Source organism: Streptomyces sp. JLYT201, from assembly GCF_059448825.1.
The window spans coordinates 3,871,312-3,895,999 of the sequence record NZ_CM182551.1; the positions used below are offsets into that span (position 1 = coordinate 3,871,312).

24 protein-coding genes are annotated in these 24,688 nt (G+C 72.8%); 13 read left to right on the top strand and 11 right to left on the bottom strand.

Annotated features, from left to right (window positions below):
• Positions 1 to 42 precede the first annotated feature (42 nt).
• From AC5WAM_RS15520 to AC5WAM_RS15530, 3 genes are read left to right on the top strand one after another with little or no spacing between them, the layout of a single operon-like run.
• Positions 43 to 2,502, top strand: a complete 2,460-nt coding sequence (locus AC5WAM_RS15520; protein ID WP_495522920.1) for a tetratricopeptide repeat protein — start codon at positions 43 to 45, stop codon at positions 2,500 to 2,502.
• 6 nt (positions 2,503 to 2,508) lie between these two features.
• Complete coding sequence (locus AC5WAM_RS15525; protein ID WP_366793063.1) at positions 2,509 to 3,801, top strand: CHAT domain-containing protein; 1,293 nt, start codon at positions 2,509 to 2,511, stop codon at positions 3,799 to 3,801.
• Positions 3,798 to 5,003 carry a hypothetical protein gene (locus AC5WAM_RS15530; RefSeq protein WP_495522921.1) on the top strand — a complete coding sequence of 402 codons (1,206 nt, stop codon included), beginning with the start codon at positions 3,798 to 3,800 and terminating at the stop codon, positions 5,001 to 5,003. The genes AC5WAM_RS15525 and AC5WAM_RS15530 overlap by 4 nt, the downstream gene beginning before the upstream one ends.
• Before the next feature lie 23 nt (positions 5,004 to 5,026).
• Here AC5WAM_RS15530 and AC5WAM_RS15535 read toward each other — a convergent pair whose 3' ends face one another.
• Both AC5WAM_RS15535 and mca read right to left on the bottom strand, forming a co-directional pair.
• Positions 5,027 to 5,266, bottom strand: a complete 240-nt coding sequence (locus tag AC5WAM_RS15535; RefSeq protein WP_366793061.1) for a hypothetical protein — start codon at positions 5,264 to 5,266, stop codon at positions 5,027 to 5,029.
• Positions 5,267 to 6,148 carry a mycothiol conjugate amidase Mca gene (gene mca / locus AC5WAM_RS15540; protein ID WP_366793060.1) on the bottom strand — a complete coding sequence of 294 codons (882 nt, stop codon included), beginning with the start codon at positions 6,146 to 6,148 and terminating at the stop codon, positions 5,267 to 5,269. It abuts the gene before it with no gap.
• 122 nt (positions 6,149 to 6,270) lie between these two features.
• On the opposite strand from mca, the gene AC5WAM_RS15545 reads away from it, so the two are divergent.
• Together AC5WAM_RS15545 and greA are read left to right on the top strand one after the other, a co-directional pair.
• Positions 6,271 to 6,699 carry a DUF4307 domain-containing protein gene (locus AC5WAM_RS15545; protein WP_366793059.1) on the top strand — a complete coding sequence of 143 codons (429 nt, stop codon included), beginning with the start codon at positions 6,271 to 6,273 and terminating at the stop codon, positions 6,697 to 6,699.
• A gap of 192 nt (positions 6,700 to 6,891) precedes the next feature.
• Positions 6,892 to 7,389: a transcription elongation factor GreA gene (gene greA, locus AC5WAM_RS15550; protein ID WP_366793058.1), complete on the top strand. Its 498-nt coding sequence runs from the start codon at positions 6,892 to 6,894 to the stop codon at positions 7,387 to 7,389.
• A gap of 63 nt (positions 7,390 to 7,452) precedes the next feature.
• On the opposite strand, the gene AC5WAM_RS15555 is transcribed toward greA, so the two are convergent.
• From AC5WAM_RS15555 to ilvA, 3 genes are all read right to left on the bottom strand, one after another.
• On the bottom strand, positions 7,453 to 8,298 hold the full coding sequence (locus AC5WAM_RS15555) for an ABC transporter permease (RefSeq protein WP_172383438.1): 846 nt from the start codon (positions 8,296 to 8,298) through the stop codon (positions 7,453 to 7,455).
• Positions 8,295 to 9,320: an ATP-binding cassette domain-containing protein gene (locus AC5WAM_RS15560; RefSeq protein ID WP_495522922.1), complete on the bottom strand. Its 1,026-nt coding sequence runs from the start codon at positions 9,318 to 9,320 to the stop codon at positions 8,295 to 8,297. Before AC5WAM_RS15560 ends, AC5WAM_RS15555 begins: the two co-directional genes overlap by 4 nt.
• Positions 9,321 to 9,532: 212 nt before the next feature.
• The gene (ilvA, locus tag AC5WAM_RS15565; protein ID WP_366793114.1) at positions 9,533 to 10,762 is read right to left on the bottom strand and encodes a threonine ammonia-lyase; all 1,230 of its coding nucleotides are present in this window, start codon (positions 10,760 to 10,762) and stop codon (positions 9,533 to 9,535) included.
• Between the two features lie 145 nt (positions 10,763 to 10,907).
• Between ilvA and AC5WAM_RS15570 the strand changes: the two genes are divergently transcribed.
• The 3 genes from AC5WAM_RS15570 (at position 10,908) to AC5WAM_RS15580 (ending at position 12,395) form a co-directional block, all read left to right on the top strand.
• Entirely contained in the window at positions 10,908 to 11,420 is a 513-nt protein-coding gene (locus tag AC5WAM_RS15570) for a MarR family winged helix-turn-helix transcriptional regulator (RefSeq protein ID WP_138961521.1), read from the top strand.
• Positions 11,421 to 11,658: 238 nt separating this feature from the next.
• Positions 11,659 to 12,144, top strand: coding sequence for a sigma factor-like helix-turn-helix DNA-binding protein (locus AC5WAM_RS15575; RefSeq protein ID WP_138961520.1), 486 nt, complete (start codon positions 11,659 to 11,661; stop codon positions 12,142 to 12,144).
• Positions 12,141 to 12,395 (top strand): hypothetical protein, encoded by a 255-nt coding sequence (locus AC5WAM_RS15580; RefSeq protein WP_366793056.1) that lies wholly within the window; start codon positions 12,141 to 12,143, stop codon positions 12,393 to 12,395. The genes AC5WAM_RS15575 and AC5WAM_RS15580 overlap by 4 nt, the downstream gene beginning before the upstream one ends.
• A gap of 37 nt (positions 12,396 to 12,432) precedes the next feature.
• Here AC5WAM_RS15580 and AC5WAM_RS15585 read toward each other — a convergent pair whose 3' ends face one another.
• Complete coding sequence (locus AC5WAM_RS15585) at positions 12,433 to 13,587, bottom strand: cystathionine gamma-synthase (protein ID WP_030668471.1); 1,155 nt, start codon at positions 13,585 to 13,587, stop codon at positions 12,433 to 12,435.
• A gap of 121 nt (positions 13,588 to 13,708) precedes the next feature.
• Between AC5WAM_RS15585 and AC5WAM_RS15590 the strand changes: the two genes are divergently transcribed.
• From AC5WAM_RS15590 to AC5WAM_RS15600, 3 genes are all read left to right on the top strand, one after another.
• Entirely contained in the window at positions 13,709 to 14,827 is a 1,119-nt protein-coding gene (locus tag AC5WAM_RS15590) for a hypothetical protein (RefSeq protein WP_495522923.1), read from the top strand.
• A gap of 114 nt (positions 14,828 to 14,941) precedes the next feature.
• Complete coding sequence (gene msrA, locus AC5WAM_RS15595; RefSeq protein WP_495522924.1) at positions 14,942 to 15,649, top strand: peptide-methionine (S)-S-oxide reductase MsrA; 708 nt, start codon at positions 14,942 to 14,944, stop codon at positions 15,647 to 15,649.
• A gap of 3 nt (positions 15,650 to 15,652) precedes the next feature.
• A complete protein-coding gene (locus AC5WAM_RS15600) occupies positions 15,653 to 16,447 on the top strand; it encodes an alpha/beta fold hydrolase (protein WP_495522925.1) in 795 nt (264 codons plus the stop codon).
• Positions 16,448 to 16,550: 103 nt separating this feature from the next.
• On the opposite strand, the gene AC5WAM_RS15605 is transcribed toward AC5WAM_RS15600, so the two are convergent.
• On the bottom strand, positions 16,551 to 16,940 hold the full coding sequence (locus tag AC5WAM_RS15605; protein WP_495522926.1) for a VOC family protein: 390 nt from the start codon (positions 16,938 to 16,940) through the stop codon (positions 16,551 to 16,553).
• A 279-nt stretch (positions 16,941 to 17,219) separates the two neighbouring features.
• A complete protein-coding gene (locus AC5WAM_RS15610) occupies positions 17,220 to 18,305 on the bottom strand; it encodes an NAD(P)-dependent alcohol dehydrogenase (protein WP_366793051.1) in 1,086 nt (361 codons plus the stop codon).
• A gap of 128 nt (positions 18,306 to 18,433) precedes the next feature.
• On the opposite strand from AC5WAM_RS15610, the gene AC5WAM_RS15615 reads away from it, so the two are divergent.
• Positions 18,434 to 19,321: a helix-turn-helix domain-containing protein gene (locus AC5WAM_RS15615; RefSeq protein WP_366793050.1), complete on the top strand. Its 888-nt coding sequence runs from the start codon at positions 18,434 to 18,436 to the stop codon at positions 19,319 to 19,321.
• 18 nt (positions 19,322 to 19,339) lie between these two features.
• On the opposite strand, the gene AC5WAM_RS15620 is transcribed toward AC5WAM_RS15615, so the two are convergent.
• Together AC5WAM_RS15620 and AC5WAM_RS15625 are read right to left on the bottom strand one after the other, a co-directional pair.
• Positions 19,340 to 20,137, bottom strand: coding sequence for a group II truncated hemoglobin (locus AC5WAM_RS15620; protein WP_495522927.1), 798 nt, complete (start codon positions 20,135 to 20,137; stop codon positions 19,340 to 19,342).
• Positions 20,134 to 20,451: a winged helix-turn-helix transcriptional regulator gene (locus AC5WAM_RS15625; RefSeq protein ID WP_495522928.1), complete on the bottom strand. Its 318-nt coding sequence runs from the start codon at positions 20,449 to 20,451 to the stop codon at positions 20,134 to 20,136. The genes AC5WAM_RS15620 and AC5WAM_RS15625 overlap by 4 nt, the downstream gene beginning before the upstream one ends.
• A gap of 133 nt (positions 20,452 to 20,584) precedes the next feature.
• On the opposite strand from AC5WAM_RS15625, the gene AC5WAM_RS15630 reads away from it, so the two are divergent.
• The gene (locus AC5WAM_RS15630; RefSeq protein WP_495522929.1) at positions 20,585 to 20,989 is read left to right on the top strand and encodes a YybH family protein; all 405 of its coding nucleotides are present in this window, start codon (positions 20,585 to 20,587) and stop codon (positions 20,987 to 20,989) included.
• A 47-nt stretch (positions 20,990 to 21,036) separates the two neighbouring features.
• Here AC5WAM_RS15630 and AC5WAM_RS15635 read toward each other — a convergent pair whose 3' ends face one another.
• On the bottom strand, positions 21,037 to 24,393 hold the full coding sequence (locus AC5WAM_RS15635) for a S8 family peptidase (RefSeq protein ID WP_495522930.1): 3,357 nt from the start codon (positions 24,391 to 24,393) through the stop codon (positions 21,037 to 21,039).
• Positions 24,394 to 24,688 lie beyond the last annotated feature (295 nt).

Sequence of the window (24,688 nt, forward strand, 5' to 3'; positions counted from 1 at the left end):
TGGGGAGTTGACCGGTGGAGCCGTCGGAGGGGGTGGGCGCGCATGGGCGGCTGGGTGCCGGACGCGCACGGCCCCTTCCCCGGGCCGTTGCGCGAGCAGGACCTGCCCTGGGAGCTGCGCTCCTTCCTGCGCGAGCACCGGGCGCCCGCACTCCTTGAGCTGTACGGTCCACAGCCGCTGTACACATCGGCGTACGCGGCCCGGCTCGCGCGCTTCGCCCGGGACGCGCCGTCGGCGTGGCGGTCGGATCCCGTGTGGCTCGCGGTCGGCCCGACCGACGTGGCCGCGCCGGAGCGGCTGCTGCTGCGGCTCCTGGAACGGACCATGAAGGACGACCCGCCGTACGGCGTCCCGATGGACGGCCTTTCCCAGTTCCGGGCGGACGGGCCCGAGCAACTGCCCGCGGCGCTGCCCGCCCTGTGCCGCACGCGCCTCGCTCGAAGGCGGTTGACGGTGGTGCTCGACGGAGTGCCGGATGGCGAACCGGGCGCTGACCTGCTGCTCCTCGCCGAACAGCTCGTCCTGGACACCGCGTCCCGTGTCGTGGCCGTTTCGCACCGCTTCCACTACCGTCCCGGGTCGGGGTGGGGCAGCCACGGGGTGATGGCGTCCGCACCCGACGCGCCGGGCAGGAGGCTTGGCCGCACCGCGGTGAAACTGCTCGTCGCCGTCGAGTCCTGGGAGGGCGACGAGTTCGACGCGACGGTGGCGGGCGCGCTGTGCGCGGACACGCCGATGACGGAGAGGCAGCGCGCGGAGGCGCTGCGCGAGCTGACCGTCCACGGCCTGCTCCAGCAGACGCGGCCGGGCTGGTACCGGCGCACCGGCAGCCGGTCCACGCGGGGCGGTGCGGCCAAGGACCGGGCACTGGCCCGCGCCGTGCTCGACGGCACGGCGGACCCGCGCCAGGGAGTCGACGCGTACCTCGATCTGGCGGTACGGCTCCTACGCCGGGACGACCCGGAGGGCGTGGCCCTCCTCGACCGGCTCGAACCCCAACTGATCACCGGACAGGGCCTCTTCCGGCTCCTGCGGGTCAAGCAGACCCTGTGGCGCACGACCGGCGCGTGGCAGCCCCTGTGCGTCACGGCGGCCGTGGCGATCAGGGAGACGGGCGCGCCTCAGCAAGCCCTGGACGCCCTTGAGCGGCTGAGCGCCCCGCGCGCCGTCCGGGAAATCGCCGTCACCCTGCGCCACTTGGGCGAGCTGCCCTTCGCCGTGGGAGCGCTCGACGCCCTTGAGGCGTCCGACCCCGGCCCCCGTACGGCACCGGACGGCTGGGTCCTGCACACCCGGGCCGCGATCCAGTGCGACCAAGGGCGCCTGAAGGGCGCGGAGCGGCTCCTGCGCCGGGCCGTGGAGGCCCATCAGATACGCGGGGACGTGCGCGGCGAGGCCTGGGCCGTGCACCACTACGGGCGTCTTCGGCTGCTGCGCGGCGACGTGGAGGAGGCCCGCAAGGTCCTGGAGGACGCCCGGAACAGGTTCACCGGCCTCGGCGACCTCCAGGGCGAGGCCTGGACCGTGACGGAGCTGGGCAAGGCGGCCCTGGTGAGCGGCGACGTCGCGGATGCCGTCGAGGGCCTGGGCCGGGCGGTGGGGCGCCACCACGCGAACGGGGACGTGCGGGGCGAGTCCTGGGCCGAGCTGTATCTGGGCGTGGCCCACGCGGTCTCGGGCGATCTGGAGGAGGCCGTGCTGACGCTCGACCGGGCGGGCCGCGGGTTCTCGGAGGCCTCCGACCAGCTGGGGCGGGCGTGGGCCGACCACTGGCTCGGGACCCTGCCCGCGGACCCCGTCGGGGGCCGGCAGGCGGTGGAGACGGATCTGCTTTCGGCGCTGACGAAGTTCCGGAGGGCCGAGTGTCCCCACGGAGCGGCGTGGACGCTCCTGGAACAGGCGGCACCGTGGCGGAACTTCGAGCTCCTCGCGTACGAACGGCTCGCCCACGCCCTGCGCCTCTTCGAGAGCCTCGACGACCCGTCCGGACTGCGCTGGAGCCAAGGCTGGCTGGCGGGCCGCGCCGCGCCCGGCCGAATCCCCCTCACCGCCCGCCTGACCGTCCCCGAACCCGGCGCGGACTTCGACCACGGCGCCCTGTCCCCCGCCACGCACGCGCGCGTGCACCTCACCCTCCTCGACGACCGCTCCACCGCGGGCACCGCGTCCCGGATCGCCCTGCGGATCCAGCCGGGCCCCGAGCACCCCTGGTCGGGCGAAGCCTCCGAGCTGCCCTGGCTCACCGTCCGCGCCACCCCGCTCACCGGTGCGGACGTCGAGCCCGCGCACGCGGTGACCCTGCGGCCCTCGCCCCGCGAGGCGGACGCCGCCGAGTTCCTGTTCACGCCCCGGCGCGCGGGCCGCCACCGGCTGCTCTTCACCGTCGAGCACCTGGAGACGGCGACCGTGCTCCAGGAGGTCGAGACGTACGTCGACGTCGTCGAGGACGACGGCGAAGGACCCTGCTCGGGCCACGCCCCCGAAGCCCTGCGGAGGTCCTGAGTCCCCATGGCCCACGACCTCCCCGTCCACGTCACCCAGGACCCCAGCAACGGCTACACCCGGCTGCCCCGGCACGTCGTCCGCCACCCCGACCTCGTCGTCGGCTTCGACGCGCGGCGCGAGGACGAGCCGATCGGCGCCCGGATGTACGGGCCCGCCGTGCCCGCGGTCAGCGGCTCCGAGCACACGGTGACGCTGCGGGTGCTGCCGGGCGAGGTGCGGGCCCTCGCGGCCCGCCTGCGCCGGATGTGGAAGGACGAGTTCGTGGCGCTGCGGCCGGTGGGCGCGGACGGGCTCCCGCGCGGTGCGCCCTTTCCGTACGCCAGCCGCGTCGACCTCACCGGCGAGCCGGGGGACGAGCTGCGCGCCGCGCTCGGGCGGCTCGCCCTGTACGGCTCCCAGCTCCTCTTCGACGTGCTGCTCGGCGGCGAGGACGAGGCCCTGAAGCTGTTCCGCGGCTTCCTGACGGACGCGCTGAGCAGTGCCGCGCCGCTCCGCGTCCGCTTCCACTCCGACCTGTTCCTGCCGTGGCCCATGCTGTGTCTGCCCGCCGCCTCCGAGGAGCCCGAGGCCCCGTCCCCATCTGCGGTGTTCGCCCGCTTCCTCGGCTACCGGCACCAGATCGAGCAGACCGGCGGCCACGCCTACGCGCGCGTCGCCGACGACCGCGACCCGCCGCCCCGCGCGGCCCCGGCCGTGAGCCTCAACCACGACACCGCCGTGGACGCGGCGGGCCTGACCCGGGCCGCCGAGGTCGCGGCGGCGCTGGCCGCGGGCGGCGACCTGGTGGAGCGCACCACCCGGGACGAGCTGGAGCGCGCCCTGCGGGACCGGAGCCTCGACGAGCAGCTGATGTACTTCTGGTGCCACGGCCACTTCACCGCGTCCGGCGACGAAGCCCCGTACCTCGTCCTGAAGCTGAGCGACCAGCTCGCCATCGACGGCTACACGCTGCGCGCCCACCGCCCGCCCCCGCACGCCTGCGTGCCCTTCCGCCCCTTCGTGCTGCTCAACGCCTGCTACGCGGGGCTGCCGGGCAACGCCGACCTGGCGTATCTCGGCCGGGCCCTGTTCGACGCGGGCGCGTGCGGGGTGCTCGGGCCGCAGATCGAGATGCCGCAGCGGTTCGCCGCCGAGTACGCCCTCGCGTTCGTCACCCGCTATCTGACCGGTGAGGAGACCGCGGGCGCGATCGCCCACGCCCTGACCCGGCGCTTCGCCGACACCTGGCACAACCCGCTGGGCCTCGCGTACGCGCTGCACAGCGGCATGGACAGCAGACTGGAGCGGACCACGTGACGACGGCTGGGGGCGACGGGGATGCCGGGGATCGCCGGGGTACCGGGGACGACAGGGGTGCCGGGGACGCCTGGGACGACGGAGGTTCTGGGGACGACGGAGGTTCTGGGGACGACGGAGGTTCTGGGGACGACGGGGATGCCAGGGACGGCCGGGGCGCCGAGGGGGGCTGGGGCCGCTGGGACGACGCGGTCGCCGTCGTCGACCTCGACGAGCGGGGCTGGCCGCTGCGCGACACCCGCGCCGGACCGCGTCCCGTGCCGCCGCCCGGGCTCCTCGACCACTTCGCCGCCCGGCTCACACCGCCGTCGTGGGCGACGGACGTCGTCGTGTACGTCCACGGGTGGCAGACCTCGCGCACGTCGTCCCGGCAGGCCGTGCGCGAGCTCCTGAGCCTGGCGGGGCGCCAGCTCGCGCGACGGCCGGAGCTGTATCCGGGGCTCGGCGGGGCGCGGGGCTCAGGACCCGGCGGGGCGCGGGGCCGGGGCTTCGCTCCCTGGCCGGTGCTGATCCGCTGGCCCTCCCGGTCGCTGCCGTCCCTCGGCGGCTACCGCCGCATCCGCGACCGCGCGCACGCCATGAGCACGGCCGGGCACGCGGCGGACGTCATCGGGCAGCTGCTCGGCTATCTGGACGCCCGGCGCGGCGACCCGCAGGCGGCGCCGGTCCTGGCCGGCCGGGGCGGCCAGTATCTGCACCTCGTCGGGCACTCCTTCGGCTGCCGCTTCCTCTGCGAGGCGGTGCAGTGGGCGGCCGGGGCGCCGGGCGGCACGCTCGGCTGGTCCACGCCCGCGCCGCCGGGGCGGCCGTTCACCGTGGACTCGATGCTGTTGTTCCAGATGGCCGCGCCGCGCGACGCCTTCGCGGAGACGTTCACGGAGCTCGCCGGGGCGCCGCTGCGCGGCCCGGTCGTGGCGACGTACGCGCAGGGCGACCGGGCCACCGGCTTCTGGCACCTGCGGGCCGAGAAGCGCACCGGCATCGGGCACGCGGGCATCGGCACGGCGCCCGCGCCCGTCTCCGGCATCCGGATGCGGGGCACGGGCGACGGCTATCCGCACGCGGCCCTCGACCACCGGTTCGTCAGCGTCGACGCGAGCCACGTGTTCGTCCGCGGGCGGGGCCCGGCGGGCGCGCACTCCGACCATCTGCGGCCGGAGTCCGCGCACCTGCTGCTCTCACTGGCGGACCACTCGCGGTGAGTCCGCGGGCCGGGCCCGGGGGGTCAGCCCCGCTCGGCCTTGGCCTCACCGGCGTCGACCGGCTCGCGGGAACCGGCCGCCGGGTCCGGCGCCTCCTTGAAGTCGACCTTGCTCATGTGCCGGTTCATGGACTTCATCAGCCGCCACACGGCAAGGGCCATCACCGCGAAGACGATGAAACCGAGGACACCGGGGGTCACCTTGTTCTCGTCCACCTCCTTGGCGAGGGGGACGAGATGCGTCATTGCCAGGCTTGCGCTCATTTAGGCATTGTCGCGGATGCCCGCGAAGAGGTCGTCCTCGGGGAGGGAAGTATCGACGAGGGACTTCGCCAGCTCGTACTCCTCCGTCGGCCAGACCTCCTTCTGGACGTCCATCGGGACCCGGAACCAGCCGCCGTCGGGGTCGATCTGCGTGGCGTGCGCGATCAGCGCCTTGTCGCGGATCTCGTAGAACTCCGCGCACGGCACGTGCGTGGTGAGCGTGCGCTCGACCCGCTCGAACTCGTCCCAGCGCTTGAGCCACTCGCCGTACGGGGACTCCAGGCCGCGGTCCAGCATCGCCTGGTGCAGGGCCTCGGTGCGGGGGCGGTTGAAGCCCTGGTTGTAGTAGAGCTTCTGCGGCTGGAAGACCGGGCCGAACTCGCTCTCCGGGTACGCCTCGGCATCCGCCGCGCCCTCGAAGGCCACCATCGAGATCTTGTGGGTCATGATGTGGTCCGGGTGCGGATACCCGCCGTTCTCGTCGTACGTGGTGATCACCTGCGGACGGAACGAGCGGATCTGCTTCACCAGCTCGCCCGCCGCCTTGTCCACGTCCTCCAGGGCGAAGCAGCCCTCCGGCAGCGGCGGCAGCGGGTCGCCCTCGGGCAGGCCCGAGTCCACGAAGCCGAGCCACTCCTGCTTGACGCCGAGGATCTCGCGGGCCTCGTCCATCTCCTTCTTGCGGACCTCGTGGATGTGTTCCTGGATGTACGTGTCACCCTGGAGCTTGGGGTTGAGGATGTCGCCGCGCTCCCCGCCCGTGCATGTCACGACGAGCACGTCCACCCCTTCGGACACGTACTTCGCCATCGTGGCCGCGCCCTTGCTCGACTCGTCGTCGGGGTGGGCGTGAACGGCCATCAGTCGCAGCTGCTCAGTCAAGACTCGATCCTCGATGAATTGGGCGCCCTCGGTCATCCACTGCAATGGGCGGCTTCTATAGTGACGGAATCGGGGGGTGGAAAATTCCGGCACCCCTGTCCAGTGTCCAGTGGAGGACGAGCATGACCGCGGTCAGCGGCCGTGACACGAGCGGCCCCGCCGCCAGGCCCCCGGAGGGCCGCTACGGCACCTCCCTCACCGCCGACCAGCGCGCCGACCGCAAGCTCAAGGTCGTGGGCGCGGTCCTCGGCGTCCTGCTGCTCGGCGTCGTCGGCTGGTTCGGCTACGACTCCCTCGCGGGCTCGAAGATCAACGCCGAGATCATCAAGTGGGAAGCCACGGACAAAGCCGTCGAAGTCCACCTGGAAGTGCGCAAGGACGCCGACGCCAAGGGTTACTGCACCCTGCGCGCCCAGGCCGAGGACGGGGCCGAGGTGGGCCGCGGCGACTTCCGCTTCGACCAGAACAGCGGACGCATCGACAAGACGGTCACCCTGCGCACCACGGAGCGCGCCACGAGCCCGTCCCTGGTCTCCTGCCACACGGACTGACCGGCAAGCGGGCCGCCAGGCCCGGGCACGCGTGGGAAAACAGGGCAGTGACCAGCGCTAACGCGTCTCTGATGCCCTATGTTCTCCCCCTCGGGCACCGAAATTGTTAGGCTCGTGGTTTCGCCCACCCATAGGGGAACATCCTTCTGGGTAGGGCGATGCTTTGTATTCAAGGACCTACGAGGAGCACCTGTGACCCAGACCAGCGACAACGTCACCTGGCTGACCCAGGAGGCGTACGACAAGCTCAAGGAAGAGCTTGAGTACCTGTCTGGTCCCGCGCGCACCGAGATCGCAGCCAAGATCGCGGCGGCGCGCGAGGAGGGCGACCTGCGCGAGAACGGCGGGTACCACGCGGCCAAGGAGGAGCAGGGCAAGCAGGAGCTCCGCGTCCGCCAGCTGACGCAGCTCCTGGAGCACGCCAAGGTCGGCGAGGCGCCCGCCGCGACCGGTGTCGTCGCCCCCGGCATGGTCGTCACGATCGCCTTCGACGGCGACGAGGACGACACCGTGACCTTCCTCCTCGCCTCGCGGGAGTACGCGAGCGACGACATCGAGACGTACTCGCCGCAGTCCCCGCTCGGCTCCGGTGTGAACGGCAAGCGGGTCGGCGAGGACGCCCAGTACGAGCTGCCGAACGGCAAGCTCGCCTCGGTCAAGATCCTGGAGGCCAAGCCCTACCAGGGCTGAGCCCGCCCCGATCCGCCCGGAGCCCTCGGCACGCACTCCGCGTGCCGGGGGCTTCGCCGTGCGTCAGGACGTCGCGGTGCGGTACTTGCGGACCGCGAGCGTGCGGAAGATCAGGATGATCAGGATCGAGTAGAGCACCGAGGCCCAGACGGGGTGCTGCATGGGCCAGGCGTCGGACTGGGACACTCCGGGATTGCCGAAGAGCTGGCGGCAGGCCTGGACGGTGGCGCTGAAGGGATTCCACTCGGCGAGGTGCCGCAGGAAGGTGGGCATGTTGCCGGAGTCCACGAACGCGTTCGAGATGAACGTGACCGGGAAGAGCCAGATCAGGCCGCCGGACGTGGCCGCCTCCGGGGTGCGGACCGACAGGCCGATCAGGGCGCCGATCCAGGTGAACGCGTACCCCGACAGGAGCAGCAGGCCGAAGGCGGCGAGCGCCTTGGGGAAGCCCTCGTGGATCCGCCAGCCGACGAGGACCGCGACCACGGCGAGGACGAGCAGCGTCAGGGCGGTCTGCACCAGGTCGGCGATGGTGCGGCCGGTGAGGACGGCGCCGCGCGCCATGGGCAGCGAGCGGAACCGGTCGATCAGGCCCTTGTGCATGTCCTCGGCGATGCCCGCGCCCGCTCCCGCGGTGGCGAAGGTGACGGTCTGGGCGAAGATGCCCGCCATCAGGAAGTTGCGGTACTCCTCGGCGCTGGTGCTGGAGCCGATCTTCATGGAGCCGCCGAAGACATAGCTGAACAGGACGACGAACATCACCGGCTGGATCAGGCCGAACAGGATGATCTCGGGGATCCGGCTCATGCGGATCAGATTCCGCTTGGCGACGACGAGGGAGTCGCGGACGGAGGAGCTCACGCCGCCCGCGGGCCTCGCGGCGGGTGCGGTGTCGCTGAGGGCGCTCACTGGCGGGCCTCCTTCTTGTGCTTGTCCTTGGCGCCCGGCCGGGTCTTCCCCGGGGTGGCGTCCGTGCCGTTCCCCTCCTCGGCCTCGGCGATGTGGCCGGTGAGGGAGATGAAGACGTCGTCGAGGGTGGGGCGGCGCAGGCCGATGTCGTCGATCTCGATGCCGCGGGCGTCGAGGTCGCGGATGACCTCGGCGAGCAGCTTGGCGCCGCCGGTGACGGGCACGGTCAGCTTGCGCGTGTGCTGGTCGACGGTGGTCTCGCCCTTGCCGAAGCCGGTGAGGACGTCACGGGCGACGGCGATGTGGTCGCGCTCGTGCACCACGACCTCGACGCGCTCGCCGCCGGTCCTGGCCTTGAGCTGGTCGGAGGTGCCGCGGGCGATGACCCGGCCGTGGTCGATGACGCAGATGTCGTGCGCCAGGTGGTCGGCCTCCTCCAGATACTGCGTGGTCAGGAGCAGGGTCGTGCCGCCCGCGACGAGCTCTTGGATGACCTCCCACAGGGCCTGGCGGTTGCGCGGGTCCAGGCCGGTCGTCGGCTCGTCCATGAACATCACGGGGGGCGAGACGACGAGCGCCGCGGCGAGGTCGAGGCGGCGCCGCATGCCGCCCGAATACGTCTTGGAGGGGCGGTCGGCGGCGTCACTGAGATTGAAGCGCTCCAGGAGCTCGCCCGCCCGGGCCTTGGCCTGCTTGGTCGGCATCTGATAGAGCTGGCCGACCATCTGGAGATTCTCGCGGCCGGTCAAGTACTCGTCCACGGCGGCGAATTGACCGGAGAGTCCGATCGAACGCCGCACCTCGTTCGGATGCTTCAGTACGTCGATTCCGGCGACGACCGCCCTGCCGCTGTCGGGGGTCAGCAGGGTGGTCAGACAGCGGACCGCGGTGGTCTTCCCCGCGCCGTTCGGCCCGAGGAGGCCGAGGACGGTGCCTTCCGGGACATCCAGATCGACGCCGTCCAGAGCCCTTACGTCGCCGAAGGTCTTCACCAGACCTTCGGCATAGATGGCGCCTGGCATAGAGGTCTCCCATAGCTTGGGTCGGTACCTGGCGAAAAGCCTAGATTCGCCGGACCTCGCTCGCCCGGCGGCCAGTGGAGTGAGTCACACAGTAACGCGATACATCGCGTCTCCTCAACCGGTTCTGCCAAGCCTGTGGAAAACCCTGCCGCCCGCCCGCGCCGGGGGCGGCCCGCCCCCGGCGGAAGCCCGGCCGGGCGCGGGGGCGACGGTCAGTCCAGGACCGTGTAGCCCGCCTCCCTCAGCGCCGCGCCCACCTCGGCGCAGTGCTCCGGCCCCTTCGTCTCCAGGTGCAGCTCCACCTCGACCTCGGTGAGCCCGAGCCGCGGGTCGGTGCGGACGTGGCTCACGTCGAGCACGTTGGCGTCCGCCGCGGACAGCGCGCCGAGCAGCGACGCCAGGGCCCCGGGGCGGTCCGGCAGGCGCAGCCGCAGCGACAGGTAGCGGCCCGCGGCCGCCATGCCGTGGCGCAGGATGCGCTGCATCAGGAGCGGGTCCACGTTGCCGCCGGACAGCAGGGCGACGACGGGCCCCTCGAAGGCCCGCGGGGCGCTCAGGAGCGCCGCGACCGGGCTGGCGCCCGCCGGCTCGACGACCATCTTGGCCCGCTCCAGGCACAGCAGCAGGGCGCTGGAGAGGGCGTCCTCGGAGACGGTGACGATGTCGTCGACGAGCTCCTCGACGAGCTGGAAGGGCACGTCGCCCGGGCGGCCCACCTTGATGCCGTCCGCCATGGTCACCGGGTTGTCGATCGACACCGGCCGGCCCGCGGCCAGCGAGGGCGGGTACGCGGCGGCCCCCGCCGCCTGCACGCCCACGAGCCGTACGTCGGGGCGCAGCGCCTTGACGGCCACGGCGATGCCCGCGGCCAGCCCGCCGCCGCCCACGCCGACGAGCAGCGTGCGCAGCTCGGGGCACTGCTCCAGGACCTCCAGGCCCACGGTGCCCTGCCCGGCGACGATGTCCGGGTGGTCGAAGGGGTGGATGAAGACGGCGCCGGTGGTACGCGCGTACTCCTGCGCGGCGGCCAGCGTCTCGTCGACGACCTGGCCCTCCAGGCGCACCTCCGCGCCGTAGTCCCGGGTCGCCGCGACCTTGGGCAGCGGGGCGCCGACCGGCATGAACACCGTCGAGCGCACCCCGAGCAGCGCGGAGGCCAGCGCCACGCCCTGGGCGTGGTTGCCCGCGCTGGCCGCGACGACGCCCGCCGCGCGCTCCTCGGGCAGCAGCCCCGCGATGCGCACATAGGCGCCGCGCAGCTTGAAGGAGCCGGTCCGCTGGAGGTTCTCGCACTTCAGGTGGACGGGGGCGCCGACGAGCCCGGACAGGTACCTGCTGCCCTCCAGGGGCGTGACCCGGGCGACGCCGCCCAGCATCTTCTGCGCGCCGCGTACGTCGTCCAGGGTGACGGCCGGCAAGGAGCGTGTCGTGCGGTAGCTCATGACGGCAGTCTCGCAGTTCACGCCAGTCCCCTCCCCGTCCGACCAAGCGGCGAGACGGGTTTGCGCAGCGCCGGTACGGGTAGCGCCAGGACCCCGTACCCTGTCCCCCAACCCACCACCCTTCCCATGAAGTGAGCCCACGGCCATGCCCACAACTCCGGACATGACGACCGCCAGCGATCCCGGCCTCCTCGACACGCTCCAGCACCAGGTAGCGGTGTTCGCGCGGCGTGCCGAGCAGACCCGTCTTGGCGGCGTCGGACAGGTCCGCAACTCCATGGACCGAGCCGCGTACCTCCTGCTCAACCGTCTCGACAAGGAAGGCCCGATGGGCGTCAAGGCGCTCGCGGCGAGCATGGGCATCGACTCCTCGACGGTGACCCGCCAGGTCGCGCCGCTCGTCGACACCGGCCTGGTCAAGCGCACCTCGCACCCCGAGGACGGGCGCGCGGTGGTGCTCCAGCTCTCACCGCGCGGCCAGTCGCGCCTGGACGACGTGCGGTCCTCGCGCCGTGAACTCATGGCCGAGCTCACGCAGGACTGGACGCCCGAGGAGCGCTCGGGCTTCACCGCGCTGCTCACCCGCTTCAACACCGCGCTCTCCGCGCGGCAGAACGCCCACGCGGTGCCCGACGCGGCGGCGCAGGCCGACTCCTGAGCCCGGGGCCGCGGTTCGCCGACTGCCGCGGCCCCGGCCCTCGTACGGGAGGGCGCTGACGAGCGCCGACCGCGCGGAGTCCGCTCCGCACGGCCCGTACGGGGGCGTGGCTCATGACGACCTGTTCCACCCCCAGGTGCCCGAGCGCGAGGTTCCGCTCGTGCCGGGCTCTTGACCTGGGCGCCGTGCCTGGCCTCAGATGAAACCGGGTCCCCTACGCCGGACGGCGGGAGGCACGGTGCGAGAGCGGCAGGCCGCCCAACAGGCCCGCCGCGCCCGGGAGTTCCAGGCGTTCGTCGCGGGCGCGGCAGGGCGTCTCCTGCATGCCGCCACGCTGCTCACCGGCGAGCGGCCGGACGCCAACCCCCGCGCGCGGACGCTGCTGACCCGCGCGCTCGCCGCGACGTACGCCTCCTGGGACCGGATGCGCGGCGAGGACCCCTACGACCGCACCCGTACGCACGTGGCCGTGCACTACGCGCGCGGTGCCTGGTGGCGCTACCGCGGCCACGGAGGGCTGCTCGCCCGGCTGTCCCCCCTGGAGCGGCTCGTTCTCGTCCTGCGTCTCTACGAAGGCGTCGCCGAGGAGCAGACCGCGGCGCTGCTCGGGCTGCCGCCGGAGCGCGTGCGCGCCGTGAGCGCCCGCGCCGTGGCCACCGTCCTGCACCCGCCCCGGGGGCCCGCCCCCGCGGTACCGGCCCTGGGGGAGGCGGCCTCGTCATGAGCCAGCAGGAGCGCGCCGAGGCGGCCGTACGCCAACTCCTGGACGCGGGGGCGCCCGCGTCCGTGCCGCCCGATCTGCACGCGGAGGCGGTGCGGCGCGGCGCGCGCTCCCTGCGGCGCCGCACGGCCGTGCGGCGGCTGCTGTGGCTGCTGCTGCTCGCGGCCGCGGTGGCCTTCGCCGTGTGGGCCTCGACGGCGCAGCCGTGGGTGGAGCCGCCGTCGCGGACGACGCCGCCGCTCACGCGCTGGTAGCCCGCGAGCGGCGGCCGGGGATGTCCGGGCGACCGGACTAGCCCAGGGCCTGCTTGAGGTCCGCGAGGAGGTCGTCGACCGCCTCGATGCCCACCGACAGGCGCACCAGGTCGGCCGGGACCTCCAGGGCCGAGCCCGCCACGGAGGCGTGCGTCATGCGGCCGGGGTGCTCGATCAGGGACTCCACGCCGCCGAGGGACTCGCCGAGCGTGAACAGGCGGGCCCGGTTGCAGACCTCCACGGCCGCCTCTTCGCCGCCCTCGACCTGGAACGACACCATGCCGCCGAAGGCCTTCATCTGCTTGGCGGCGATCTCGTGGCCGGGGTGCGAGTCGAGGCCCGGGTAGAAGACGTTGGTCACGCGCGCGTGGCTGGTCAGCATCTCGGCGACGCGGGTCGCGTTCTCGCTGTGCCGGTCCATGCGGACGGCGAGCGTCTTGACGCCGCGCAGCACCAGCCAGGAGTCGAAGGGCCCGGCGACCGCGCCCATCGCGTTCTGGTGGTAGGCGAGCTCCTCGCCCAGGGCGTCGTCGTTGACGATCAGGGCGCCGCCCACGACGTCCGAGTGGCCGCCCATGTACTTCGTCATCGAGTGCACGACGACGTCGGCGCCGAGGGCGAGCGGCTGCTGGAGGTAGGGGCTGGCGAAGGTGTTGTCCACGACCAGGCGGGCGCCCGCCTCGTGGGCGATCTGCGCGACGGCGGCGATGTCCGTGATGCCGAGCAGCGGGTTGGAGGGGGTCTCGACCCAGACGGCCTTCGTCTTGGGGGTGAGGGCGGCTCGTACGGACGCCGGGTCCGAGGTGTCCGCGACGGACCACTCCACGCCCCACCGCGCGACGACCTTCGCGAAGAGGCGGAACGTACCGCCGTACGCGTCATTGGGGATGACCACGTGGTCGCCGGGGGCGAGCAGCGTACGCAGCAGGCAGTCCTCGGCGGCGAGGCCGGAGGCGAAGGCGAGGCCGCGGCGGCCGTTCTCCAGGGCGGCGAGGTTCTCCTCGAGCGCCGTGCGGGTCGGGTTGGCGCTGCGGCTGTACTCGTAGCCGCCGCGGAGCCCGCCGACTCCGTCCTGCTTGTACGTGGACACCTGGTAGATGGGCGGGACGACGGCGCCCGTGAGCGGGTCGGCGGTGTTGCCCGCGTGGATGGCTACGGTCTCGAAGCTCTGGCTGCTGTGCGAGTCACTCATGCGGCCTGAGCGTAGTGCGAGGCGGCGCCGCGGGCCGGGCGGGGCGGCCGCCACGAGCCGTTTGGCCTGCGCGGACGGTCAGGTTGGCCAATTGTCACAGCCGTCTGGTTCGCTTGGAGGCATGGAGATTCTCTGGGTCCTGATGGCAGTGGTCATGATCGGGGCGGTCCTCGGGCCGATCCTGCTGCGCAGGCGCGCCGGAATCCGCCAGGTGCACCCGGGCGCCCCGGACGCGGCGGACCCGGCGAACTACGGCTTCGCGCGCCAGGAGGACCTGGACATCCGCATGCCCGGACCGGACGCCGACCTGGTCGAGGTGCTCGACCTGGTGCAGCGCACCCAGGACTGGCGCGGCGCCGCCCAGCTCCTCGCCGGGACGGAGGTGCACGGCGAGCAGCGCTGGCAGCGCGTGCAGGCCTTCGCGGGCGCCGCGTCCCTGGAGCTGCAGCAGCGGCCCGGCGGGGTCAGCGACACCCCGGGCGGCCAGTGGCTGCGGGTGTGGCGCGCGGAGGCCGAGAAGGACGCGGGCGGCGCGGCCGTGCACGCGGAGTTCCTGGTGCAGCAGGCCTGGCGCACGTCGACTCCGGGGACGGACGAGTTCCGCATCATCCTGGAGGAGGCCAAGGCGGCCTGCGGCCAGGCGGCGCTGCTCTCCCCCGGCGACCCGATCCCGTACATCATCGAGCTGTCCATCGCCCGCGGACTCGCCTATCCGCGCGCGGAGTTCGAGCAGGTGTGGCTGAAGATCCTGGACCGCGCGCCGGCGCACATGGGCGCGCACCTGGCAGCGCTGCACTACTGGTGCGAGAAGTGGCACGGCACCCGTGCGGAGGCCTTCTCCTTCGCCGAGGCGGCCGCCGCCCGCGCGCCCCGTGGCTCGCTGCTCTCCGCGCTCCCCCTCTTCGCGGTGTACGAGCACCTGCCGGAGGTCAACATGGTGCGTGGTTTCTACCAGAGCGAGGTCGTGACCAAGGCCGTCGAGGGCGCCCAGTTCGCGGTGCACTCGGCCCGCCCCGACGACCCGATGCTGGCCCACGTCCGGCACCTCCTGGTCTTCTTCCTGGTCCGCGGCGAGCGCTGGGGCGAGGCCATGCACCAGCTGGTGCTCGTCGACGGCCACGTGGGGGCGCTGCCCTGGACGCTCTCCGCGGACCCCGCGGCGGACTACGCGGTGTACCGCGCCCTGGCGGTCGCGGGCTATGAGGCCAATGGCGGCAGCCCGGCGACGCTGCCGCACTAGGGCCTGCCCGGGGCGGGCCGGCCCGCCCCGGTCGGCCCCTTTGGGGCGGCCGAGGAATTCCCGGCCGCCCCCCGACGTTGAGCATCACGCCGACACCTGCTCCAGGAGGACCCGATGATCTTCGGCCGCACCCCCGTGCTCCCGACTCCCGAGGAGGCCCTGAAGGGCCGCGAGACCCCCGAGTTCGAGGTCCCCTCCCGGCACACCGTCCTCGGCACCGCCCTCCAGGGCCCGTATCCCGAGGGCCTGGAGGTGGCGGACTTCGGCCTCGGCTGCTTCTGGGGCGCGGAGCGCAAGTTCTGGCAGACGGACGGCGTCTGGACGACCCTGGTCGGCTACCAGGGCGGGTACACGAAGAACCCGTCCTATGAAGAGGTGTGCTCCGGCCTGACCGGCCACACCGAGGTGGTCCGCGTCGTCTTCGACCCCTCCAAGGTCACCTACGCCGAGCTCCTGAAGGTCTTCTGGGAGTCGCACAACCCGACGCAGGGCTTCCGCCAGGGCAATGACGTGGGCACGCAGTACCGCTCGGCGGTCTACACCCACTCCCCCGTCCAGGAGGAGACGGCCGCCGCGTCCCGCGAGGCCTACCAGCAGGTCCTCACGGCCGCGGGCCTCGGCACGATCACCACGACGGTCCTGCCCGCCGAGGGCCGCGCCTTCTGGCCCGCCGAGCCCTACCACCAGCAGTACCTGGACAAGAACCCCGACGGGTACTGCGGCATCGGCGGCACTGGCGTCGAGCTGAGCAGCCCTTCGGCGACGAACTGGGGCCGGGCCTGCCCCACCGGCATCGCCCCCGCTCCGGAAGCCGCACAGTAGGCCATGCCCCTCGCCTTCGCCGACGACGGCACCGGAATCGCGTACGCGCTGCAAGGCTCCGGTGAGCCGCTGGTCCTGCTGAGCGGGCAGTCCAACAGCCGGCACTGGTGGGATCCCGTCGTGGCGGACTTCGCCGCCGCGTTCACCGTGGTGACGCTGGACTGGCGCGGGACCGGTGAGAGCGACCGGCCGGACACGGACGCGTACAGCACGCGCGGGTTCGCCGACGACGTCGCGGCCGTCCTCGCGGACGCCGGGATCGAGCGGGCCCACGTGTACGGCACGTCGATGGGCGGGCGGGTCGCGCAGTGGCTCGCCGCCGACCGGCCGGACCGCGTGGACCGGCTCGTCCTGGGGTGCACCTCACCGGGGGCGCCGCACGGCGTGGAGCGCGGGCCCGAGGTGCGGCGCGCGCTCACGCAGCCGGACCAGGAGGCGGCGGCGCGCGCCCTGCGGGAGCTGATGTACACGCCCGCGTGGCTGGCGGCGCAGGAGGCGGCGGGGCGCACCGAGTTCCCCACGCTCGGGGATCCGACGATGCCCGGGCACGCCCGGCGGCGTCATCTGCGGGCCAGCGCCCGCCACGACGCGTGGGACGCACTGCTCCGGATCAAGGCGCCGACGCTCGTGGTGCACGGCGACGACGACGCCTTCAACCCCGCGGCCAACGCCCCGCTGCTCGCCCAGCGGATCGCGGACGCCCGGATGCGCCTCGTCCCGGGCGCCCGGCACGCGTACTTCGAGGAGTTCGCGGACGTGGCGACGCCCCTGGTCCTCGCGTTCCTGCGCGGGGAGTGACCCGCGCGCGGGTCCCCGGGCTCGGGCGCCCCCGGCCCCGTACGGCGGTCGGGCGCCCCCGGACCCGTACGGCGGTCAGGCGTGGCCCGGACCCGTACGGCGGTCAGGCGTCCCCGGACCCGTACGGCCTGGTGATGATCTCCAGCTTGTGGCCGTTGGGGTCGTCCCAGTAGAGCCCGCGGCCGCCGTCGTTCGTGTTGATCGCGTTCTCCCGCGTGTGGTGCGGGTCCGCCCAGTAGGTCAGGCCCCGCTCCTTGATGCGGCCGAAGATCTCGTCGAACTCCTCCTCCGAGACCATGAACGCGTAGTGCTGCGGCACGAACGGTTCGCCGTCGCCCTCGTAGTAGTCGAGCGTGACGCCGTTGGGGATCTCCACGGGGACGAACGGACCGTAGCGGGGGCCGACCTGGAGCCCCAGGATGTCGGCGAGGAACTGTGCGGACGCCTTCGTGTCCTCGGCGTGGACGATGGTGTGGTTCAGCGCGATGCTCATCGTGCGGACCTCCTCGATGCCCGGCCGGGCCGCCCCGGCCTGTGGCGTTCCTGTGGTGTTCCGACGTCTGCCGTCTGACACCTCGAACGCTACGGCCGGGCTGCCACCACCGGCATCCGTCACCGGCCCGGCCATCGCTGCGCCTTGCGTCCTAGTCCCCCGGAACCAGAGGGCCCTCGCGGGGCGCCCCAGACCCACCCCTTCCCGAACTGGGGGCTCCGCCCCCGGACCCCCGCTCCTCGAACGCCGGAGGGGCTGGATCTTCCAGCCCGTCCGGCATCAGATCGTCGCGGCGTCGATGACGAAGCGGTAGCGGACGTCGCTGCGCAGGACCCGCTCGTAGGCCTCGTTGATCCGGTCGGCGCTGATCAGCTCGATCTCCGCGCCCAGGCGGTGCTCGGCGCAGAAGTCCAGCATCTCCTGGGTCTCGGGGATGCCGCCGATGGCGGAGCCCGCGAGGGTCTTGCGCTGGAGCATGAGCGAGAAGACGTTGAGGGACACGGGCTCCTCGGGGGCGCCCACGTTCACCAGGGCGCCGTCGGTCTTCAGCAGGCCCAGGTACTTGTCGAAGGGCAGCGGCGCCGACACCGTGGAAACGATCAGGTCGAAGGAGCCCGCGAGCTGCTCGAACGTGGCGTCGTCGCTGGTCGCGTAGTAGTGGGCGGCGCCCAGCCGGAGCCCGTCGTCCTTCTTGCGCAGGGTCTGCGACAGGACGGTCACCTCCGCGCCCATCGCGTGCGCGATCCTGACGGCCATGTGACCGAGGCCGCCGAGCCCGACGACCGCGACCTTCTTGCCGGGGCCCGCGTTCCAATGCGCGAGCGGGGAGTACGTGGTGATGCCCGCGCACAGCAGCGGCGCGGCCACGTCCAGGGAGAGCCCGTCGGGGATGCGCAGCGTGAAGGCCTCGTCGACGACGATCTGCCGGGAGTAGCCGCCGTAGGTGGGCTCGCCGTTCTTGTCGAGCGCGTTGTACGTCTGGATGTTGCCCTCGACGCAGTACTGCTCCAGGCCCGCCCGGCAGGCGTCGCACACGCGGCAGGAGTCGACCATGCAGCCGACGCCGACGCGGTCGCCCACCGCGAACTTGGTGACGCCGGGGCCGACCTCGGCGACGACGCCCGCGATCTCGTGGCCCGGCACCATCGGGAAGATGCCCTCGCCCCAGCCGTCACGGGCCTGGTGGATGTCGGAGTGACAGATTCCGGCGTACTTGATGTCGATCAGCACGTCGTGCTCGCCGACCGGGCGGCGCGGCACGGTGGTGCGCTCCAGGGGCGCGGAGGCCGCGGGGGCGGCATAGGCCGGGACCCGGTGGGCCCCGGGGGTCGAGGTGGTGGTCTGCGGAGCTGTCTGTGCGGTCATGCCACCGAGCCTGGCAGCGGCGCGGCCGGTCACCCAGCCCTCCGCTGTGCCTACGCACGGTGTGCGTACCACTGCTGGTATCAGGCTCAGGAGCGTACGCACAGCCGCGCGCCGGAATACTGGAAGGCATGGACGTGAACGCCGCCGCCCCCGAGGGCCTGGACCGCCGGGCCGAGCTGAGCGAGTTCCTGCGCACCCGCAGGGCCCGCCTCCAGCCCCAGGACGTCGGCCTGACCGGCTACGGCAGGCACCGGCGGGTCCCGGGGCTGCGCCGCGAGGAGCTTGCGCAGCTCGCGGGCGTCTCGGTGGCGTACTACACGCGCCTGGAGCAGGGCAACGGCCGCAATGTGTCGGCCGAGGTCCTCGACGCCATCGCCCGCGCCCTGCGGCTGAGCAGCGCGGAGCACGCGCACCTCACGCACCTCGCGAAGCCCGCGGCGCACAAGCGGAAGCGGGTCGCGCCGACGCAGACGCTGCGGCCCGCGCTACAGCAGCTGCTCGACGCGATGGACACCGTCCCGGCGTACGTCAGCGGGCGCCGCTCCGACATCCTCGGCTGGAACCGCATGGCCACCGCCGTCTTCGGCGACTGGGGCGCGCTGCCGCGCGAGCAGCGGAACTGGGCCCGGCTCGTCTTCCTCGACCCGGGCGTGCGCGAGCTGTTCGCGGACACGTGGGAGCAGAAGACGTCCGACATGGTCAGCTTCCTGCGGATGGACGCGGGCTGCTATCCGAACGACCCGCAGCTGTCGGCGCTCGTCGGGGAGCTCTCCGTGAAGAGCGACACGTTCCGGCGGCTGTGGGCGGCGCACGACGTGCGGGAGAAGGGGCACGGGGTCAAGCAGCTGCGGCATCCGCTGGTCGGGCAACTGACGCTGTCGTACGAGACGATGCGGCTCGCCGACGACACGGAGCAGTCCCTGATCACGTACCACGCCGAGCCCGGCTCCCCCTCCGCCGAGGCCCTCCGCCTCCTGGCCAGCTGGCAGGCGGAGTCCCCGGCGGGGGTGCGCTGACGGCTTCCCGGCGCCGCGTCAGGGCTGGTACGGCGGGGCCGCGCCCCAGGTCCAGGCGGGGACGGGCTGGTCGGCGGGGCGGGCCGCGCCGGGGCCCGAGAAGTGGACGGCCAGGCGCGTGCCCCACTCCACGTACGCCACGAACGCGGAGCGGAACTCCGCGTCGGTCGGCAGGCCCGCCTCGTCCGCCGCGTCCTGCATGAGGTTCACCCAGCGGCGCCGCTGCGGCTCGGTGATGCCCTTGCCGAGGTGCTTGGAGACCATGTGGGCGTGCGCGCCCGAGCCGTCGGGCCCGCCGTGGTCGCGGGAGTACGCCGCCGGGCCGCCGAAGACCTCGCCGAGCCACTGCGCGACGTGCGCCGCGTGCTCGGGCGCGAGGCCCGCGAAGACCGGGGCGAGGAGGTCGTCGGCGAGGACCTTCTCGTAGAAGACCTCCGTGAGCTTCTGGAAGCGCTCCGCGCCGCCCGCCCACGCGTACAGCGTCGGCGTCGAGGCGCCGGTGCCGCGCACCGGGGTCGGCGCGTAGTGCCGCATCTCCTCGATGTTCTCGACGTACGGGCGGACGTGCGCGAAGAAGTCCCGGAAGTGCTCCGAGGACCGGAAGCCCTCCAGGTGGTCCTTGGTGGAGGTCCAGGTGATGCGGAGGACGAAGTGCTCGGCGTCCTCTTCGCAGCGGGCGAGTTCGTAGTCGACGCACTGCGGGGCCGCGGCCAGGGGCACGGCGGCGCGCTCGTACGCGGACAGGAACTCGGCGGCGCGCTCGGCGGGCACGCGGTAGCGGATGTACTCGACGGTGTGGGCGGGGCTCGCGCTCATGGCGGGTCGGCTTCCTCTTCCGGGACGTCAGGGGCGGCGGCCGCGCCCCAGTCCCAGAGGGCCTGGAGCACCGGACCGAGCTCCCTGCCGTGCGGGGTGAGTCGATAGGTGACGGTGGGCGGCCAGCCGGGCCTCCGCGTGCGCCGGACCACTCCGGCGGCGGTGAGCTGTGCCAGCCGCTCCGCAAGTACCTTGTCGGACAACTCCGGTAGCGCGGCGGCGAGTTCGCTATACGCGTACACGTCACCCGCGAGCAGCTCGCGCACCACGAGTGTGGTCCAGCGGCCCCGCAGCGCCGCGAGCGTGACCTCCACGGGGCAGCCGGGGCTCGGCGCCGCGACCCGGGCGCGCGGGTCGTCGGGGAGTCCGGGCCGCGCCCCGCGAACGCCCTGACCTGCCTGACTTACCGTTCGGTGAGCCACGAGGGCGCCTCCTACCGTGCTGTGCATGACCGAGCCGAGCACCCCCATCCTGCCCCTGCCCGACCTGCCGAGGCGCGCCGAGGACGTCCCCGCCGCGTTCGCCGCGCGGTTCAACACCGGTGATCCGGAAGCGGTCCGCGCGCTGTACGAGCCGCGCGCCGCGTTCGTACCCCGCTCCGGCGTGCCGGTGCACGGGGACTTCGCGATCGCCGCGCAGAACGCCCCGTTCCTGGCCCTCGGCCTGCCCATCGCCGTGCGCACCCGGCAGGTGCACATCGCTGGTGACGGCGATATCGCGCTGCTCGTCGTGGACTGGGAGATCGGTGACGAGGTGCGCGCGACGGCCACGGACGTGGCACGACGCGGCGCCGACGGATACTGGCGATATGTGATCGACAGTCCGTTCGGCGCCGCGCCTCGGAGCGACTAGCTCACGTCCTCAGGAAGGGGCCGTCCCCGCCGCACGCGGGGGCCGGCTCACTTGCCGTAGTACGCGTTGTAGATCGACAGCGTCGACTTGTTGCCCTTCTTGTCGCTGATCTTGGCGTGGAAGGAGATGCCCTTGCCCGCGTCCGGGTTCTTCACCGAGATCTTGCCGTTCCTGACGTCGACGGGCTTCCAGTTGCGGCCGTAGTCGTAACTGACCCAGACCGTCAGGGACTTGAGGTTCGCCCCGGCGGCCGCGCCCTGCACCGTCACCGGCACGGACTGCTTCTCGCCCGCGGGCACCCGGCTGTCGAGGCCGACGGCCGCGTTGAAGCGCACGCCGGAGACGGGCAGCTTGGTGACGGCCGCGGTCTTCTTCGAGCGGAACGAGTAGCTCGCGTCGATCCGCGTGGAGGCCGCGGCCACGGCCACGCTGCGCTTGACCGAGGTCGACAGCTGGTACTGCGCGTCGCCCGCGGGCACCTTGAAGACCTCGCCGGTCAGCGGGTCGGTGTTCTCACCGATCTGCGTGCCGTTGTGCTTCAGGGTGGTCTTCACCGACGTGTACCGGGAGCTGCCCGCGTGCGTCTGGCCGTCGGCGAACAGCGGCAGGAAGCCGGAGATCTCGTTGCCCTTGCGGAAGACGCCGAACTCGCCGCCGATCCGCGGCCCGAAGACGGCCGTGTTGAACTTCTTCTCGTACGTCTTGCCCGCCGTGAAGGTCTGCGGCGCGCCGAGCGAGTACGAGGCGTCGGAGACCGGACTGCCGTCGTCGCCCGCGGCCCCCAGCTGCTCGAACTCCAGGCTCCACTTGACCTTGTCGATCGCGGAGACGTACAGGGTGCGCGTGCCCGGGGCCTTCTGCGGCACGCCGAGCGCGATGCTCAGATCGCTGTCCGGCAGATAGCCGAGGGCGCCGACCGTGGCCTTCTTCCCGCTGGACGCGGCGCCGAGGCCGACCTTCACCGTGGCGAGGTCGGACTCCTTGTAGTGCTTGGTGTAGCCGGTGGCGAACTGCTTGACCTTGCCGCCCGACACGACGTCGTACTCGGCCTTCTCGCCCTTGGTCCAGCGCGCGTCCCAGCTCTGCCGCAGCGAGCCGTCGGTGACGGCCGGGCCGAGGTGCGCGGTGCGGAAGCCCGCGTAGGAGTCGAGGAACCAGCCCGAGGCGAAGTCGGCGGCGTCGGTCGTGATGCCGTAGAGCGGCAGCGCCAGCTCGGGCTTCGCGTCGGCGGCGGGCACCGTCACGTCGACGGGCTTCGCCGTGCGCGCGTCCACGGTCACCGTGGTGTCCTTGGTGACGTTCAGCTTCGGCTGGACGACCCAGTCGATGCCCTTGGTGGCGTCCTGCGGGTCGACGAAGACGCTGGAGTCCAGGGCGTAACCGCCCTTGGGCACGCGGACCTTGGCCGTGCCGGACGGGTCGTAGACCTCGAAGTCCTGCTGGGCGGCGAGCCCGGAGAGGCCGAAGAGGGCCGAGCTGTAGGCCGTGGCGGCCTGGCCGTCGCGGCCGACGTGCTTCACCGTCACGTCGTACGACTCGACCTCGCGGTTCACCGCGGCGGCCGTGCGCACGGACTGGCCGCCGCCGCTCGCGGTCACGTACGCGGAGTACGCGCCGTCGAGGGTGCCGCCCAGCTTGGTGTCGCTGGTCAGGTCGACCGAGGCGGTGCCGCCCGCGGGGACGGTGACCTTCTTGGCGCCGAGCTTGTAGAAGCCGGAGGGCGCCGGGTTGCCCTTGGGGTCGGCCGTCGTGAGGGCCAGGTCGAGGGTGACCGCGGCGCTGCCGAGGTTGCGGTACGTGACCTTCTTGGTGACCGGCTTGTCGTCGGTGTGCGGCCACGCCTGGGTGCCGAAGCTCACCGACACCGGGTCGGCGATCACGGACTGCTTGATGGCGTTGTCGACGGCGATCCGGCCCGAACCCTGCTGGAAGGGCGTGTACTTGCCGGGCTTGGTGGACGCGGTGAGCGCGCCCTTCAGCTCGGTGTACTTCCAGGTCGGGTGCTGCTGCTTGAGCAGCGCGGCGGCGCCCGCGGCGTGCGGCGTCGCCATCGAGGTGCCGGAGATCGTCAGATAGCCGTCCGGCTTCTGCCCGACCTCCTTCTCGATCTGGCTGCCCGGGGCCGCGGCGGCGGTGATGTCCACGCCCGGCGCCGTCACGTCGGGCTTGATCGCGCCGTCGCCGACGCGCGGGCCCTGGCTGGAGAAGTCCGCGAGCTTGTCCTTGTCGTCGACCGCGCCGACCGTCAGGGCCGCGTCCGCGCTGCCGGGCGAGCCGACCGAGGCGGGTGCCCCGTCGTTGCCCGCGGCGATCGCGAAGAGGATGCCCTTGTCCTCGGAGACCTTGTTGACCGCGGCCTCCAGCGGGTCCACGCCGGGCGTGTCGCCGCCGCCGAGGCTCAGGTTCACCACGTCGGCGCCCTCGGCGGCCGCCCACTCGATGCCCGCGATGATCCCGGAGTCGTCGCCGGAGCCCTCGTCGCCGAGGACCTTGCCGTTGAGGACCTTCGCGCCCGGGGCGACGCCCTTGTAGGCGCTGTTCTTCGTGCCGGTGCCCGCGGCGATGGAGGCGACGTGCGTGCCGTGGCCGACGCGGTCCTTGGCGTCGGGCGACGGGGTGAAGTTCTTCGCCCCGACGACCTGTTCCTTGAGGTCGGGGTGGGTGGCGTCCACACCGGTGTCCAGGACGGCGATCTTCACGCCCTTGCCGTCGTACCCGGCCTGCCAGGCCTTGGGGGCGCCGATCTGCTTGACGCTCTTGTCGAGGCTCGCCCTGCGGGTGCCGTCCAGCCAGACGCGGCTGATGCCGGACGCGGTGGTGCGGGCCGCGCCGTGCTCCGCGGTGAGCGCGTCCCACAGCTTCGCGGCGTCGCGCTTCGGGGTCTGTACGGCGTCGGCGTTGAGCGTCTTCAGGGAGCGGCGGAGCTTGGTGCCGCCCGCGTCCCTGACGTCGGCCTTGGCCGCGGCGGCCGCGCCCTTGTAGGCGACGATGACCTTCAGGCCCTGCTGCTGGGAGGCGCGGGTGCTCTTCTTGCTCAGCTCGGTGATGTCGAAGAGCCGCTGGTCGAGCTTGCCGCTGGCTATCAGGCGCTGGGCGTCGGCCGGCACGACGAGCGTGTGGCCGTCCAGGCGGGTGGTCCGCACGGGTATGTGCGCCCGCCCCTTCCCGGGGGCGAACCCGGTGACGCGCCCCTTGGCGTCCACCGTGACGCGGTCCCCCGTGAGGAGCGTGACGCGGTGTTTCACCGGTGTCTTGACGCGCTCGTGCGCGGCTGCGGCGGACCCGGACCCGGCCCCCGCCTGGGCCGGGCTGGTCATGCCCGCGGCCAGCGCTACGGCCGCCGCGGCGGCGACGGTGGCCGCGCCCGCGCGACGCGCGGTGACCGGTCGTCTCGCTTTCTTCACTTGTCTGAGCAAGTTTCCCCCTCAAAGGTGAAAGCTCTGAGTCACGCAGTATGTCGAGGGGGACGATATCTGTTCAACTATGAGACAGAAGTGAATAGTTGAGCTTGTTGGCCGGTTCAACATGGTCCCGCAACGCCGCGGACACGGAGCGCGGCCCCGGGCGCCACCGCCGCAGCCCGCACGCGGACACCCGAGGGTCCGGCCCCCGGACGCGCGAGGGACCCGCACCCGGACGCGCGACGGGCCCGCACCCCGGGCGGGGTGCGGGCCCGTACGGACGGCCCGGAGGCGGTGG